This is a genomic window from Paraburkholderia bryophila (assembly GCF_003269035.1).
Lineage (GTDB): Bacteria > Pseudomonadota > Gammaproteobacteria > Burkholderiales > Burkholderiaceae > Paraburkholderia > Paraburkholderia bryophila.
Genome location: NZ_QLTK01000022.1, coordinates 1 through 15,662, shown reverse-complemented (window position 1 = coordinate 15,662; position 15,662 = coordinate 1). Strand labels below are relative to the sequence as shown.

Annotated in this window: 14 protein-coding genes; 8 read left to right on the top strand and 6 right to left on the bottom strand. The window is 64.8% G+C overall.

The window, feature by feature from the left end:
- The first annotated feature begins 36 nt into the window (after nt 1–36).
- Both xdhB and xdhC read left to right on the top strand, forming a co-directional pair.
- Nucleotides 37–2,403: a xanthine dehydrogenase molybdopterin binding subunit gene (gene xdhB, locus BX591_RS25600; protein WP_111934125.1), complete on the top strand. Its 2,367-nt coding sequence runs from the start codon at nt 37–39 to the stop codon at nt 2,401–2,403.
- A gap of 51 nt (nt 2,404–2,454) precedes the next feature.
- Nucleotides 2,455–3,021: a xanthine dehydrogenase accessory protein XdhC gene (gene xdhC / locus BX591_RS25595; protein ID WP_111934124.1), complete on the top strand. Its 567-nt coding sequence runs from the start codon at nt 2,455–2,457 to the stop codon at nt 3,019–3,021.
- A gap of 76 nt (nt 3,022–3,097) precedes the next feature.
- Here the strand turns inward: xdhC and BX591_RS25590 are convergent, their stop codons facing one another.
- From BX591_RS25590 to BX591_RS25580, 3 genes are all read right to left on the bottom strand, one after another.
- Nucleotides 3,098–4,072 carry a LysR substrate-binding domain-containing protein gene (locus BX591_RS25590; protein WP_111934123.1) on the bottom strand — a complete coding sequence of 325 codons (975 nt, stop codon included), beginning with the start codon at nt 4,070–4,072 and terminating at the stop codon, nt 3,098–3,100.
- Nucleotides 4,073–4,331: 259 nt separating this feature from the next.
- Complete coding sequence (locus BX591_RS25585) at nt 4,332–5,000, bottom strand: 2-hydroxychromene-2-carboxylate isomerase (protein ID WP_111934122.1); 669 nt, start codon at nt 4,998–5,000, stop codon at nt 4,332–4,334.
- A gap of 96 nt (nt 5,001–5,096) precedes the next feature.
- Nucleotides 5,097–6,578 carry a TAXI family TRAP transporter solute-binding subunit gene (locus BX591_RS25580; protein WP_111934121.1) on the bottom strand — a complete coding sequence of 494 codons (1,482 nt, stop codon included), beginning with the start codon at nt 6,576–6,578 and terminating at the stop codon, nt 5,097–5,099.
- 548 nt (nt 6,579–7,126) lie between these two features.
- On the opposite strand from BX591_RS25580, the gene BX591_RS25575 reads away from it, so the two are divergent.
- Nucleotides 7,127–7,474 carry a BON domain-containing protein gene (locus BX591_RS25575; protein ID WP_111934120.1) on the top strand — a complete coding sequence of 116 codons (348 nt, stop codon included), beginning with the start codon at nt 7,127–7,129 and terminating at the stop codon, nt 7,472–7,474.
- 219 nt (nt 7,475–7,693) lie between these two features.
- Nucleotides 7,694–7,942, top strand: coding sequence for a hypothetical protein (locus BX591_RS25570; RefSeq protein ID WP_111934119.1), 249 nt, complete (start codon nt 7,694–7,696; stop codon nt 7,940–7,942).
- A 55-nt stretch (nt 7,943–7,997) separates the two neighbouring features.
- On the opposite strand, the gene BX591_RS25565 is transcribed toward BX591_RS25570, so the two are convergent.
- The gene (locus tag BX591_RS25565; protein WP_111934118.1) at nt 7,998–8,786 is read right to left on the bottom strand and encodes a sulfite exporter TauE/SafE family protein; all 789 of its coding nucleotides are present in this window, start codon (nt 8,784–8,786) and stop codon (nt 7,998–8,000) included.
- A 320-nt stretch (nt 8,787–9,106) separates the two neighbouring features.
- Entirely contained in the window at nt 9,107–9,754 is a 648-nt protein-coding gene (locus BX591_RS25560) for a LysE family translocator (protein ID WP_111934117.1), read from the bottom strand.
- Nucleotides 9,755–10,049: 295 nt separating this feature from the next.
- Here BX591_RS25560 and BX591_RS25555 point away from each other — a divergent pair, with 295 nt between their 5' ends.
- The 4 genes from BX591_RS25555 (at nt 10,050) to BX591_RS25540 (ending at nt 15,156) form a co-directional block, all read left to right on the top strand.
- Nucleotides 10,050–10,943 carry a LysR family transcriptional regulator gene (locus BX591_RS25555; protein ID WP_111934116.1) on the top strand — a complete coding sequence of 298 codons (894 nt, stop codon included), beginning with the start codon at nt 10,050–10,052 and terminating at the stop codon, nt 10,941–10,943.
- A 250-nt stretch (nt 10,944–11,193) separates the two neighbouring features.
- On the top strand, nt 11,194–12,270 hold the full coding sequence (locus BX591_RS25550; protein ID WP_111934115.1) for a hydroxymethylglutaryl-CoA lyase: 1,077 nt from the start codon (nt 11,194–11,196) through the stop codon (nt 12,268–12,270).
- Complete coding sequence (locus BX591_RS25545) at nt 12,267–13,520, top strand: CaiB/BaiF CoA transferase family protein (RefSeq protein WP_111934114.1); 1,254 nt, start codon at nt 12,267–12,269, stop codon at nt 13,518–13,520. The genes BX591_RS25550 and BX591_RS25545 overlap by 4 nt, the downstream gene beginning before the upstream one ends.
- Before the next feature lie 151 nt (nt 13,521–13,671).
- A complete protein-coding gene (locus BX591_RS25540) occupies nt 13,672–15,156 on the top strand; it encodes an MFS transporter (RefSeq protein ID WP_111934113.1) in 1,485 nt (494 codons plus the stop codon).
- Nucleotides 15,157–15,229: 73 nt separating this feature from the next.
- On the opposite strand, the gene BX591_RS36580 is transcribed toward BX591_RS25540, so the two are convergent.
- Nucleotides 15,230–15,370, bottom strand: a complete 141-nt coding sequence (locus BX591_RS36580) for a hypothetical protein (RefSeq protein ID WP_167444612.1) — start codon at nt 15,368–15,370, stop codon at nt 15,230–15,232.
- Between the last annotated feature and the right edge of the window lie 292 nt (nt 15,371–15,662).

Below are 15,662 nucleotides of genomic sequence, written 5' to 3'. Positions count from 1 at the left end.
GTACAAGAAGCACGAGAAGCACACGGAGAACACACAATGAATCAGCAAGCCGAACCGTTCCTGAAAGACCTCAAGGAGCTCGACGACTTCACCCAGGTGCATATTTCGCGGCCGCACGAGTCCGCGCATCTGCACGTGAGCGGCCGCGCGACCTACACCGACGACATTCCGACGCTCGCCGGCACGCTGCACGCCGCGCTCGGTCTGTCGCCGAAAGCGCACGCGAAGATCGTTTCGATGTCGCTCGACAAAGTACGCGCCACGCCGGGCGTGGTCGCGATCTTCACCGCCGAGGATTTCCCCGGCGTCAACGACGTCGGCCCGATCATCCATGGCGACGATCCGATTCTGGCCGATGGTCTCGTGCAATACGTCGGTCAGCCGATGTTCATCGTGGTCGCGACGTCGCATGACGTCGCACGGCTCGCCGCGCGTCGCGCCGAAGTCGTCTACGAGGAACTGCCGGCGATTCTGACCGCGCAGCAGGCGCGTGCCGCGAACCAGCACGTGCTGCCGCCGATGAAACTCGCGCGCGGCGAAGCCGACATGAAGATCGCGCGCGCCGCGCGTCGCGAAGCCGGCGAGATGTTGCTCGGCGGGCAGGAGCAGTTCTACCTGGAAGGCCAGATTTCGTACGCCGTGCCGAAGGACGACGACGGCATGCACGTCTACTGTTCGACGCAGCACCCGACCGAAATGCAGCACATGGTCGCGCATGCGTTGGGCGTGGCGTCGCACAACGTGCTGATCGAATGCCGCCGGATGGGCGGGGGGTTCGGCGGCAAGGAATCGCAATCGGGCCTGTTCGCGTGCTGCGCGGCGCTGGCTGCATGGAAGCTGCTGTGCCCGGTGAAGCTGCGTCCGGACCGCGACGACGACATGATGGTCACCGGCAAGCGCCACGATTTTCACTACACGTATGAAGTCGGCTACGACGAGCAAGGTGTGATCGACGGCGTGACCGTGGACATGACCTCGCGCTGCGGTTTTTCCGCCGACCTGTCCGGTCCGGTGATGACGCGCGCGCTGTGCCACTTCGACAACGCGTACTGGCTTTCGGACGTGACGATCGACGGTTTCTGCGGCAAGACCAACACACAGTCGAACACGGCGTTTCGCGGCTTCGGTGGTCCGCAAGGCGCGTTCGCGATCGAATACATCATGGACAACGTCGCGCGCTCGGTCGGCCAGGATTCGCTCGACGTGCGCCGCCGCAATCTGTACGGCAAGACCGAGCGCAACCAGACGCCGTACGGGCAAGTGGTTGAGGACAACGTGATTCACGAGTTGATCGACGAACTCGAAGCGACCAGCGAATACCGCGCACGTCGCGCGTCGATCGACGAATTCAACGCCAGCAACGACGTGCTGAAGAAAGGCATGGCGCTGACGCCGGTCAAGTTCGGCATTGCGTTCAACGTGACTCACTTCAACCAGGCCGGCGCGCTGGTCCACATCTACACCGACGGTTCGGTGCTGGTGAACCACGGCGGCACCGAAATGGGCCAGGGCTTGAACACCAAGGTCGCGCAGGTCGTCGCGCATGAACTGGGGATCGGCTTCAACCGCATTCGCGTGACCGCGACCGATACCAGCAAGATCGCCAATACGTCGGCGACTGCTGCATCGACTGGTTCGGACCTGAACGGCAAAGCCGCGCAGGATGCCGCGCGCCAGTTGCGCGAACGTCTGTCGGCGTTCGCCGCCGAGCGTTTCGGCGCGGGCCAGGTGAGCGCCTCGGAAGTGCGTTTCCTGCACGATCGCGTGGTGGTCGGCGAGATGATCGTGCCGTTCGAGGAGGTGATCGCGAAGGCCTACGTCGCGCGTATTCAGCTCTGGTCGGACGGTTTCTACGCGACGCCGAAGCTCTACTGGGATCAGTCGAAGCTGCAAGGCCGGCCGTTCTATTACTACTCGTACGGCGCGGCCGTGTCGGAAGTGGTGATCGACACGCTGACCGGCGAAATGCGCGTGCTGCGGGCGGATGCGTTGCATGACGTGGGCGCGTCGCTGAATCCGGCGCTCGACGTCGGTCAGGTGGAAGGCGCGTTCATTCAAGGCATGGGCTGGCTCACGACCGAAGAACTGTGGTGGAACGCGGGCGGCAAGCTGATGACGCATGCGCCGTCCACGTACAAGATTCCGACGGTCAACGACACGCCGCCGGACTTCCGTGTGCGCCTGTTCAAGAACCGCAATGCGGAAGACAGCATTCACCGCTCGAAGGCAACCGGCGAGCCGCCGCTGCTGCTGCCGTTCTCGGTGTTCTTCGCGGTGCGCGACGCGGTCTCGGCGGTGGGCGACCACAAGGTCAACCCGCCGCTGAACGCCCCGGCCACCAGCGAGGAAATCCTCAAGGCGGTCGGCGCGGTGCGGGCGGCGACGGCCGCGGCCCGGCAATAAACGTCGCGGCGTCGCTGACGCGTGAATCACTCACTCACTGGAATGATCGCCATGAACGCTTTTTCCTCCGTTCAGATCGGCCGGCGCAGCACGGTCGAAGCGCCGCGTCCGGCGCCGATGCACATCGTGCTGTTCGGCGCGGGTCACGTCGGGCATGCGCTCGTCGAGCTGCTCGGCAGCTTGCCGTGCGTGGTTCAGTGGGTCGACGAACGCGACGATCTGTTCCCCGACGAAACGCCCGCCAACGTGCAGGTCGAAGCGACCGACACGCCGGACGCGATCGTCGACACCGCGCCGCCGGGTGCCTATTTTCTGGTGATGACGCACAACCATGCGCTCGATTTCTCGCTGGCCGCGCGCATCATGCGGCGGCGCGATTTCACGTACTTCGGCATGATCGGCTCGAAGACCAAACGCGTGAAGTTCGAGCGCAGGTTGATCGATCGTGGCGTGGATCTGGACCGGCTGGTCGAGATGACCTGTCCGATTGGTGTGGCAGGGATCGTCGACAAGGCGCCTGCGGCGATTGCCGTGGCGGTGTGTGCGGAGTTGCTGCAGATCCGTTCGCGACAGGCAGCGGCGCAGGCCACGATGCAGAAGCTGTGCGCCAGCGTGTGAACGTGTGAACGTGGGAACGACTAAGAAAGACGCAGCGGGGCGCGAGGCGCCCGCTTCAACGACGACAACGTCAGCCCTACGCGGCTGACGTTTCCTTTTTGGGCGGCCGTTTGGCGCGGCGCATTTTCTGTGCGACCAGGCCATCCGACACTTGCGACATCAGCGTGCGCAGCCAGCCCACATCGCTCGGGCGATCCGGCTGCGGATGCCATAACTGATAGCACTTGATGCGCGGGAACGGAATCGGCACGTCGACCACCGCAAGCGGCAGGATGCTCGCGTAGTGCATCGCGAAGCGGCGCGTGGTCGTGAAGATCAGATCCGATTGCAGCAGCGTTTGCGGCACCAGTCCGAAGTAAGGCAGCGTGGCGACGATGCGCCGGTCGGCACGCGCCCGCGCGAAGCCGATGTCGATCGCCCCGCCGCGCGCGCCGCTATAGGGCGTCGGCGCGAGATGCGGCGCGGCGAGATACGCTTCGCGCGTCAGCGGCATGCGGGTTAGCGGATGGTCGGCGCGCATCAGGCACACCACCGTGTCGGAAAACAGGTCGCTGCGTTCGAAACGCGGGTCCGGTTTCGGCCAGTTGCCGATCACCAGATCGAGTTCGCCGGCGTCGAGCGCGGCGGAATGGTCGAGCATCGGGCTCAACGAATCGATTTCGAGCCGGGCATGCGGCGCCGCTTCGCGGAACTGCGCGATCACGGTCGGCATGAAGAAGTCGTTCAGATAATCCGGCGCGGCGACGCGAAAGGTACGGCGCGAGCGGCCGGCATCGAAATCGCCATGCGGTGTCGCGACAAAATCCACTTCGCGCAGCACGCGTTGTGCGGAGGCGAGCAGCGACTCGCCATATTCGGTCGGCACCATGCCCGACTTGCCGCGCACGAGGATCGGGTCGTTGAGCGTCTCGCGCAGTTTGCGCAGCGCGGTGCTGATGGCAGGTTGAGTTTGATTCAGACGCAGCGCGGTCTGCGTGACGCTGCGCTCGACCAGCAGCGTGCGCAATACGCGCACGAGCCAGATATCGAGGGAGGCGGCGGTGTCGTCCATGTTCGAGGCTAAACGGGGCAGGCGGTTCGGGCCGCAAAAGAGCGTCGGACGCGGGCCGCCCGCGGACCTGCCCGCGCTCCGGGCGCAAAGGTTATAACCTTAGGCCGTTTGCGGAGCCGCAGCATAGCGGGCGCGGTATGGCCGGCATCAGCACGGCCTTTTCGGCGCTGACGCGGCTGTTTTTCGACTGTTTTGAAGCCTCTGCCGAAGCGCACGTGCACGCGCGACCCACTCGAATCGCGCGAAGCTTTCGCGTGCCTTACGCCGGGTTCGGCAGATTCGGCGCTGGGTCGACCAAACCCGAAGCCAGCGCGCTGATTCGCTTTACTTCCTGCGACTCGAGCCAGTTCGGCGTGCGCGCGCAATACAGCACCATCGGCAGCGCGTCTTCGCCCCAGAACAGCTGATCGTTGAGCCGGAAGGTCGGCACGCCGTAGACGCCGAGTCCGATCGCGTCCGCGGTGTTGCGCTGCAATTGCGCCTTGATGTCCGGGCTTCTGATCAGCTCGGGGCCGTCGGGCATCCCGACGCGTTCGCACAGTTCGGCAAACGCGGTGTCACTCGACGGATCGCGGCCTTCGCGCCAGATGAAGCGGAAAATCTCGCGCACGAACTGGACGTCGCCCTTCGCCGCAGTGGCGAGCAGCAGCGGTTTCATCGAATCGAACGGATGAGCCGGCGGCATCTTGTACGGAATGCCGAGTTGCTCCGCGCGAAACAGCGCGTGCCGGTACAGGAAGGTGCGCTTGGCGGGCACACTGTAGGCCGGCCGTTGTCCCCAGTGGCTATACAGGTCGTTCAGGACGACCGGCGTGAAGGCGAAGTCGAAGCCCGGCCATTTGTCGTGTTGCTCGAGCAACAGGTACGTGAACGGCGAGACGAAGTCGTAAAACCAAAGCGGTTGCCTGGCGTCGATGCCAACGGTCATAAGTGTCTCCCGGATTGCCTGTTCCGCACGGCGCCTCTGCTGGACCGTCGGATTTGTAATGATCTTACGCGGTGCGGCGGCCGCTTGCACCCTCGATCAATATGGTTTGCGACCGCCGCTGCCCGGCGTCTCGCCGATCTCGGCGGCTTCGCTGGCGGCGGTTTTGTCGGCGGTGGCTTCGTCGGCAGCGGCGTCGGGCGTGTCGTCCGATTCATCGGCCGTGGCGTCGCGCTGGGCGTCGCGGGACTGCGTGAGTCGCTGACGCACGAAGCCGATATGCTCGCGCAACACATAGAACTGATCCGCGTAGGCTAGCGGCATTTTCAGACCGTTGACGGACTCCTCGATCGCGTCGAGACGTTCGATCAACGATGCGCGTTCCGTTGCCGAATGCTCGCTGAGCGCGCTGCGCTCGATCGCGATCAACGCGCCGTACCACCGATAGATCCGCGACTTCACCCGCCACGCATAGAGCGACGGCACCAGCCGCAGCGCCGGCACCAGCAGCACGATCAGCGGCACCACGACCACCAGCAGCCGGTCGGCGAGGCTCGCGAGCCAGAACGGCAGCACCCGGTAGAGGAAGCTCTTGCCCGACTTGTAGTAGCGCGCGGCGTCGTCGCTGATCGGGAAATCATGCGCGAGCGGCGCGGGGAATTCGCCGGCGCGCTGCAGGATGTTCGCCTTGCCGTGCACCTCGCGCGCGGCTTCGATCAGCAGATCGGAGAGGGCGGGATGCAGCGAGTCGCGCGCCACCAGTTCGGCGGTGGGCGCCACCATGTGAATCGGCGCGGACGGCAGGTTCTTGCCGAGGTCGAACGCGCCCATCGGCATTTCGAGTTGCGTCAGATAGGGGAAGCGGCGGGTGTAGGCGTCGGCCTGGGTGAAGTCGTAGAACTGCACGTTCGGCGTGCGGTACAGCTTGCCCATCACCGCCGGTTGTGCCGAGTCGCCGGCGAGGAACGCCGCGTCGACCTTGCCGGAGACGAGCGCGTCGGCGGCGTCGTCGCCCGACAGCGGCAGTAGTTTGGTCGCGCCGCCCGGCTCGATGCCGTTGGCCTTGAGCAGCGCGAGCGCCAGTTCGCGCGTGCCGCTGCCCTCGGCGCCGACCGCGAGGCGCTGGCCTTTGAATTCGGAGAGCCGGGTGACCGTGGGGCCGTGATAGAAGATCGCCAGCGGCACGTAGGCGACGCTGCCGAGCGACATCAGGCCTGGGTTGGCCGGACCGGGCGCGACGCCATCCTGCACGAAGCCGACATCGACGTTCGAGTTCGGGTCCGAGAGCCGCTTGAGGTTCTGCAGCGAGCCTTCGGAGGCCAGTACGTTCAGCGTGATGCGGTTGCGCGCGAGGATCGTTTTGTACTTCTGCGCCGCGTTCCAGAAGGTGCTGCCCTCGGGGCCGGCGCTGATAGTCAGGGTACTGGGCGGCGCGGGCTGGATCAGCCGCACGGCGACCCAAACCGCCACGGCGGCAATCAGCAGGATCGGGCCGAACGAGACCGCCAGGTCGCGCCAGGAGATCGCGACGAAACGGGCAACGAGTCGGGGAGGGCGTTTGCGGCCGGTAGCAGGCTTCATCGGATGACGTGACGGCGACGCTTGAAGGTGAACGGGACGCGTGGCAGCGTGTGTCGCGCCGATGGTACCTGAGATTCACGCGGCGGCGAAACGCGCGGCGGCGCGCTGTGCAGACAAACCCGTAACAAATCGTGAACGCAGCGTGAACGCAGCGTTCACGCGCGATGGATACAGCGTGCCTACCTTGGTGCGAGGGCGCTGGACCTGAACCTTCGAACACCGCGCCGATGACTAAACCCTTTGCGCTTCTGGCCCGGCTAGATTAAATTGTGCATCGCTGCCGCGAACCGATGTTTGCGCGGCGCGACCCGGCATGACAGACAAGAACCGGGCGCGTCGGCGGACTTCGCGGCTTGCCGGTTTCGACCCGTAGCGCTGGCTTGCCATGCGCACACGGCGCCCGGCCTCTCTCGCCTCTCGCACACCGTGTTGCAGCCTTAGTCGGCCACGCCCCGCCGCGCCTTGTCGCGCGCGCGGCGCGGTCGCGGGTAGTCGTAACGAAGCCGCTTTGATATGCGGTCCAATGTGAAGCTAAGGAGAAGAGAAATATGAAATCGGTCGGTTTTCTGAAAACGCTGGGCTCGGTGGTGGCAATGGTAGTGGCGTGCAATGTGTACGCTCAGGCAAGCGATGCACCGAGCACGACCGCAGCGCCGGCTGCAAGCGCCAAGGCGACCAAGAAGGCCAACGGCCAACTCGGCCGCAAGGTGCGTAGCGCGCTGGCCAAGGCGCAGGGCATCGACGTGTCGAACATCGCCGTGCGTGCCCGTGGCGGCGCGGTGACCCTGACGGGCTCGGTGCCCGACCAAGGCCAGATCGACGCTGCCGGCGAAGCCGCCAAGGGCGTCGCGGGCGTGACGTCGGTGTCGAACAAGCTGACCGTCGTGCAGCAGTAAGCCACGGCCGACAGCCGGTCAGTGCAAAAAGCCCCGGCTCCGGCCGGGGCTTTTTTTTCGCTTTATTTCTCAGCGCGAGGAATTTTTGTGCGGTGAAGATGGTGCGTCGCCGTCGCGTCCCGAACCGCGGGCGAGCGCCACCGCCAGTCTGTGTGCTGCGACACACAATTGCCGTAGGCCCAAGCGTACTGTGATGCATGGGAAACCGGAGTCGATGCGATGGAAATCACGCTATTGCGCTATACGGATCTGCCGATCGGCGATCGGGCGGCTTTCGAACTGGTTTGCGCGCGGCACGGCTTCGCGCCGGCGCATTTCGACATCAGTGCGTGCATGAATCCGGGCGATGCCGCGCAGGAGCGTCTGGTCACGATCCGCCGTGGCGGCTGGGCGCAGTCTTATCATGACCGGCACGGTCAATGGATCAGGCAGTTCGAAGCCGATCTGACGTGCAGGTTCTTCAAGTGAAGATCGGCTGAGAGTTGCGGCGCAGGGCTGACGGCCACTGCCTCAGGCCAGCAACTCAGGCCAGCACCAGCCGTACACCGACCAGCGTCAGCGTGGCCGCGAGCAGGTTACGCAGTAGCTTGTCTGGCGCGCGCGACGACAGATAGCTACCGATCGCGATCCCCGGCAACGATCCCACCAGCAGCGACAGCAGCATCGACCAGTCGATCGAGCCCAGCAGCCAATGGCCGGCGCCCGCCAGCAGCGTGAGCGGCACCGCATGCGCGATATCGGAACCGACGATCCGCGTGGTCGGCAGCAACGGATAGAGCAGCAGCAACACCGTCACGCCGATCGCGCCCGCGCCCACGGAAGTCAACGACACCAGCACGCCGAGCACCGCACCGGTCAGCATGGTCAGCACGAGCGTGCGACTCTGGCGCGGCGGGCGTTGACGGCGCGCGCCGAACGCCGCGAGTTGCGGGCGGAACACCAGCGCCACCGCCGTCACCAGCAACGCGACGCCTAGCACCATCTGAATCAGCCGGCTGGCGCCCGGCGTGTCCATGCCATAGCGATGCAGCAGGATCAGCGTGAGCGTGGCGGCCGGCACGCTGCCGGCGGCGAGCCGCAGTGTGATCTGCCAGTCGACGGAGCCCTTCAGGCCGTGCACGAGCGTGCCGGTCGCCTTGGTGGCGGCCGCGTACAGCAGGTCGGTGCCGACCGCGGTGGCCGGATGCACGTTGAACAGCAGGACCAGGATCGGCGTCATCAGCGAACCGCCGCCGACGCCCGTCAAGCCGACCAGGAAGCCGACGAACAGGCCGGAGACGGAGTACAGCAGATCGATGTGGGGAAGAGCCATTGAGTGGACCGCTGACGGTCGGATGGGGTGAACAGGTTAGGTCACGACGCCGGCACGCGCAGCGGCTTGGGCAGCGTGTCTGCAGTCCGGCGATGGCACCGTTGCCGACGACGCGCCGCCTGGCTGCCCAACAGTCCCGAGACCGACTGCGATTGCAACTGCGAGCGCTGCAGCGGACGCGCTGGCGTGCGGCGAAAGGCGCTATTGTCGCAAAACTGCCGCGTCCGCGTACGGAACGCCCTAACGCGCGCAGGGGCAGCGGCTCGAAGCCGCCCCACACGCTGCCACGCTGCAACACGATGTGTTGGCGCCGCTCGCGTTCAAAGCGCGCGGCGAATCTCGACGATGCCGAATACCGCCAGCGTGATCCCCACCATCCGGTCGATCGCGACGCGCAGCTTGCTGCCGATCGCGTGCCGCGCGAGCGACAACACCGTCACGAGGCAACACCACCACGCGATCGAGCCGCAAAAAACGCCGCCGACCGTGGTCAGCGCAACCGCCGACGAAAACGCGCCGCGCGGCGCGAGCGTGGTGAACAGCGCGGCGAACATGATCACCGTTTGCGGATTGGTCAGCGTGAGCAGAAACGAACTCGCATAGGCACGCAGGGCGCCGGCACGGCCGACTTGCGCGAGCTTGCCGTCGGCGTTGCCGGCACCGTGGGTATCGTCGGCGGGGGCTTTTTGCAGCAGGGCGCGCACGCCCAGATACAGCAGGAACAGACCGGCCAGCAGATGCAACGGGCGGTCATAGGCCAGCATGAACTGCGAAATGCCGACGAGGCCGAGTGCCGCGATCAAGCCGTAGGCGGCGTCGCCGCTCGCAATGCCGAAACCGATCGCGAGGCCCGCGCGCGGGCCGCCGGTCAACGTGCGGCGGATGCACAGCATGCCCATCGGGCCGACCGGCGCGGCAATCGCGAGACCGACGCCCGCAGAGGTGAGGAAGAGGCTGGTGGTGGACATTAAAACCCCTGGTTGATTGTTGTGGTTCGTTACCACGAGGATTGTCGTGTTTCATTCCAGCGCTGCATGGCGGCGCGCTGAAAATGAAGAGCATCCCAGCATAGCGAGACTTAAAAAACCGGGCAAGGTTGTTCACGGCGCGGATGCCCCGTCGCTTCAGGCGAGCCTTCTGATGAGGTGCGATTCGCTACGATGCTGCGTGCGTCCGACCGCCGTGGATACCCTGGGGCCAACTTCAACCGCGCTTTCCTCGGGCATAATTTTCTCACTTCACCTTCTCGGAGCGGGCCCGTTCATGTGGCAAATCGATCAGGTGACCTTGCGCCTGTTCATCGCCGTCTGCGAGGAAGGCACGATCGCGCGCGCGGCCGAACGCGAGTTCATCGCGCCGTCGGCGGTCAGCAAGCGGCTCGCCGATCTGGAGGCGCTGGTCGACGTCGCCCTGCTGTCGCGTAGCCAGCGCGGCGTGCGCGCGACTGCGGCCGGCGAAGCGCTGTTGCGGCACGCAAAGCTCATCATGCGTGGCCATGAGCGCTTGCAGGCCGAACTCAGCGAATACGCCGCCGGTGCGCGCGGGCATGTGCGGGTGCTGGCAAACGTGTCGTCGATGGTGGAGTTTTTGCCCGAGGCGCTGTCGTCGTTTCTGAAGAGCAATCCGCAAATTCGCGTGGATGTCGAGGAGCGCGTGAGCGCGGAGATCGTGCGCGGCCTGGAGGAAGGCGTCGCCGATCTCGGCATCTGTCGCGACGTCGTGGCGATGGGCAATCTCGACGTTTTGCCGTACCGCGCCGATCATCTCGCGCTGATCGTGCCGCGCGCGCATCCGCTCGCGGGAGAGGCCGCTGTCGGCTTCGAGCAGACGCTGGCGTTCGATCATCTCGGGCTTGCGTCGAATGCGTCGGTGAATGCGTTGATGCAGCGTATCGCCGGGGAGAAGGGCCACGAGTTGAATTATCGAACCTACGTGTCGACGTTCGATGCGGCTTATCGCTTCATCCAGGCGGGTCTCGCGGTGGCGATCTTGCCGCGCGAAGCGCTGCCCCGCCATGCCGCGGACGAATACGGCATCGTCGCCGTGCCGTTGCGCGAAGCGTGGGCCGAGCGGCGGTTCGTGATTTGCGTGCGTGATCGTCAGGCGTTGACGCTGGCGGCTTCGCATTTGCTCGAGCATTTGTTGCGGACGGTTTGAAGCGGGGCGTGGGCGTCGTTTCCGCACCCGCGCCAATTGTTTTTCTCCTTCCCATTCCCCTGACAAGCCCTTAAGGGTTTCCCCTTCGCGACGGCTTATGCCCGTCCCGCCTACCTGCGCGACCATCGCGAGCGGCGATGGAGTGCGTCGTCAACGCAGACTTTTACGCGCGACCCGGCGCGCGCACGCTGTCACCCGGTTGCTTCATTCCCCGCCTTCAACGCGACCTTAAAGATCGGGATTCGACATCATGAGTGATACCAGGGAGCGCGTCGTCGTGACCGAAGTCGGCATGCGCGACGGCCTGCAAAGCATTGCCCGCACGATGCCCACGGAATTCAAACGTCGCTGGATCGACGCCGCATACGCCGCCGGTGTGCGGCATATGGAAGTCGCGTCGTTCGTGCCCGCGAAGCTGCTGCCGCAAATGGCCGATGCCGATGCCGTCATCGCCCACGCACTGACCTACGACGATCTGATCGTGAGCGCGCTGGTGCCCAATTTGAAGGGCGCGCAACGGGCGCTCGAAGCCGGCGTGCACCGCATCGTCGCGCCGATCTCGGTGAGCGCGGCGCATAGTCTTGCCAATGTGCGCAAGACGCCTGCCGAGATGATCGACGCGTTCGCGGCCATGCGCGAGTTGATCGATAGCGCGGCGAGCGATGCTGGGGTACGCACTGACGCAGGCACAGGCACAGGCACAGGCGCTGAAGCTGGCGCTGCCGCCAACGGGCAGATCAATACCCGACCGCGCGGACGCCGTGTCGAACTAGTCGCCGGACTGTCGACGGTGTTCGGCTGCACGCTGCAAGGCGCGGTGCCGTACGCCGATATCGCCGCGATCGCGCGCGCCGCCGCGCAGGCCGGCGCGGATGTGATCGCGCTCGGCGACACCACGGGCGAAGCGACGCCGCGCCAGGTCGGCGAAATCATTGAACGGGTCCGCGACGCGGTGGGCGACACATTGCGCTCACTGCATTTCCACGACACGCGCGGCCTCGGTCTCGCCAACACGCTGATCGCGTTGCAACACGGCATCCGCGAATTCGACGCGTCGCTGGCGGGTCTCGGCGGCTGTCCGCATGCGCCGGGCGCGACCGGCAACGTCAACACCGAAGACCTCGTTTTCATGCTCGACAGCATGGGCTACGACACGGGCATCGACCTCACGCGATTGCTCGCGTCGCGCGCCGTGCTCGCCGACGCGTTGCCCGGCGAACCGCTGTACGGCTATCTCGCACGCGCCGGCTTGCCGACGCAGTTCACCGCTATCGGCGCTGCCACGAGTTCCTCTTTCGACTCTACCGGATCACAGGTGTTGCAATGACCCCGCATTCCTCCACTTCTGCTTCATCTTCTTTTTCGGCTCAGGCTGTGCCGCGGCAAGCGGGCGCGTTGCCGCTCGCCGGCATCCGCGTGATCGAGTTGTCGCATATGGTGATGGGCCCAACCTGCGGGATGATTCTCGGCGACCTCGGCGCCGAAGTGATCAAGGTCGAACCGCCGCGCGGCGACGGCACGCGGCGGTTGCTCGGCACCGGCGCGGGGTTCTTTCGCACCTTCAATCGCAACAAGAAGAGTGTCGCGCTCGACCTCGATAGCGAAGCGGGCTTGGCCGCGCTGCACAAGCTCGTCGACACCGCCGACGTGTTCGTCGAGAACTTCAAGCCCGGTCGCATGGCGAGTCTCGGTCTCGACTACGCGTCGCTGCGCGAGCGCAACACGAAGCTGATCTACGTGTCGCACAAGGGCTTTCTGAACGGCCCTTACGAACACCGCCTCGCGCTCGACGAGGTGGTGCAGATGATGGCCGGCCTCGCGTATATGACGGGTCCGGTGGGCCGTCCGTTGCGCGCGGGCAGTTCGGTCAACGACATCATGGGCGGCATGTTCGGAGCGATCGGCGTGCTCGCCGCGCTGCACGAACGACACGTGAGCGGACGCGGCAAGGAAGTGCAGAGCGCGCTGTTCGAGAACTGCGTGCTGCTGTCCGCGCAGCACATGCAGCAGTACGCCGCGACCGGTGTGCCGGCAGCGCCGATGCCCGAACGTATCAGCGCCTGGGCCGTGTACGACGTGTTCGCGTTGGCCCATGACGAGCAGATGTTTATCGCCGCGACCGGCGACGGTCAGTGGCGCGCGCTCTGCACCATTCTCGGCCGCGCGGATCTGCTGGCCGACCCACGCCTCACGACCAACAACGACCGCGTGCTGGCACGCGAGTGGCTGCTGAAGACGCTCGGCGAAACGCTGCGCGAATGCGAGGGGGCAACGCTCGTGCCGCAGTTCGAACGCGACCATATTCCGTTTGCGTCGATCACGAAACCCGAAGCGTTGTTCGACGATCCGCACCTGAACGCGAGCGGCGGCCTCGCGCGTTTGACGCTCGACGACGGCAGCGAAACGGGCATGCCGCTGCTGCCCATTTCGCTCGATGGCGCGCGTTTGCAGCCGCGTCAGCCGATCGCGAAGATCGGCGAGCACACCGTCGAGGTGCTGCGCGGTTTGGGTTATGACGATGCGCAAATCACGGCGCTGGGTGGTGGCGTGACGCAGGCGCCGCGCGAGGTGGCTTGAAGCGGCTCGAAGCGAATGCACCGCGAGACGCGTCGATGGTAGTCAATCAATTTCACCCGGCGCCAAGACCGGAACTCAGCAACACGTTGCACCGGATCGTAGCCAGAGCGAAAGCGTCAACTCTGGCCGACCGCAACAAAGGAGACAGGCGATGAAGTCGTCGAATCAGGCGGTATATGCGACGGCGCTCGGCGATGCCGGCGCGTTGGGCGGCGTGCCTTCGGGCACGGATGTGTCGAGCGGCGGCCGTGCCGATGGCATGGCGCTGGACGGCGCGCGCATCTCCGCGCGGCTCGACCGTCTACCGGCGACGCGTTCGATCTGGAAGCTGGTGATGCTGCTGAGCCTCGGGCTCTTCTTCGAACTCTACGACCTGATGTTCTCCGGCTATATCGCACCGGGGCTCGTGCGCAGCGGCATTCTCACCGCGACCACGCGTGGGTTGTTCGGCACCAGCGGCGTGGCGAGTTTTATCGCCTCGTTGTTCGCGGGTCTGTTTATCGGCACGGCGGCGTGCGGATTTCTCGCCGACCGCTTCGGCCGACGCGCGATCTTCACGTGGTCGCTGCTGTGGTACACGGCGGCCAACATCGTCATGGCGTTCCAGGACACGGCGGGCGGTCTCAATCTCTGGCGCTTCATTGCAGGGATCGGCATTGGCGTGGAAATCGTGACGATCGGCACGTACATCTCCGAACTGGTGCCGAAGCATGTGCGCGGACGGGCGTCGGCGTGTTCGCAGGCGGTGGGTTTTTGCGCGGTGCCGATCGTCGCGTTTCTGTCGTATCTGCTGGTGCCGCATCGGTACTTCGGAATCGACGGATGGCGGCTTGTCGTGCTGACCGGCGTGGTCGGCGCGATCGTGGTGTGGTGGATCCGGCGGCGATTGCCGGAGAGCCCGCGCTGGCTCGCTCAGAAAGGCCGCATCGACGAAGCGGATGCCGTGATGACGCGTCTCGAAGCACGCGTGGAGCGCGAATATGGCCGACCGTTGCCTGAGCCTGCGATGCCTGAGCCGGTGCGTGCGCGGGCGGCGTTTCGTGATCTGCTGGTGCCGCCGTATCGCAAACGCACGCTGATGCTGATCATCTTCCACGTGTTTCAGACGATGGGGTATTACGGCTTTGCGAACTGGATTCCGACGCTGCTGATCAAGCAGGGGATTACGGTGACGACCAGCCTGATGTACGCGAGCATTATCGCGATTGCCGCGCCGCTTGGGCCGTTGCTGGGGATGTTGATTGCCGACCGCTTCGAACGAAAGACGGTGATTATTTTTATGGCGGCGGTGAACGTGGTGTGCGGGTTGGCCTTTAGTCAGGCGCGGGAGACGGTGTTGCTGGTGAGCCTTGGCGTGTGTCTCGTGCTGGCGGGCAATATTATTTCGTATAGCTATCACGCCTATCAGGCGGAGCTCTTTCCTACGAGTATTCGGGCGCGGGCTGTTGGGTTCGTTTATTCGTGGAGCCGGATTTCGGCGATGTTTTCCGCGTTTGTTATTGCGGGATGTTTGAGCCGGTTTGGGGTGAATGGGGTGTTTGTTTTTATCTCCGGCGCGATGGCGGTGGTGATGGTGGCGATCGGGGTGCTGGGACCTAAGACGCGGGATGTTGCGTTGGAGGATATTTCCAGGTAGCTGGTGGTGATGCTTGTTGCTGGACGCGGGTTAGGGTGCCCGCCAGTGGTGTGGCGGGCGCTCACCTCAATCGTTAATTCTTCTTCGCAGGCGTCGATGCGCTCGGCGTGACCCGGATCGGCGTGCCACCCGATGGGGATGTCGCCGGCTGCGGCTTCTTGTCCTGCTTAGGCTTCTTTACTTCACGGTTGCTGCGCATTTGACCTTTTGCCATGATGGACTCCCCAGGTTGGCGGTTTTTGCTCCTTACTGGAGCTGGGGGGTAGTGTGCGCTTGTTTTGGGTGGTTGGTGGGGTTTATTTGCCTGTTCGGCGGTTTTTTGGTTGTTGTTTTGTCGTGTTGGGGTTTCGTTGCTTTGCTTGTGGTCTATTAGCGTTGCCCCTGTGCGGGGCGGCACTCACTTTCTTTGCGGCCCTCCATGTCAGGCTAGTTGTCGCCTCAGCCGAACCGATTAGTGTAAAGATGGAGGGCGGACAGCGAATGGAAGATGAAACGCTATTCAGCGG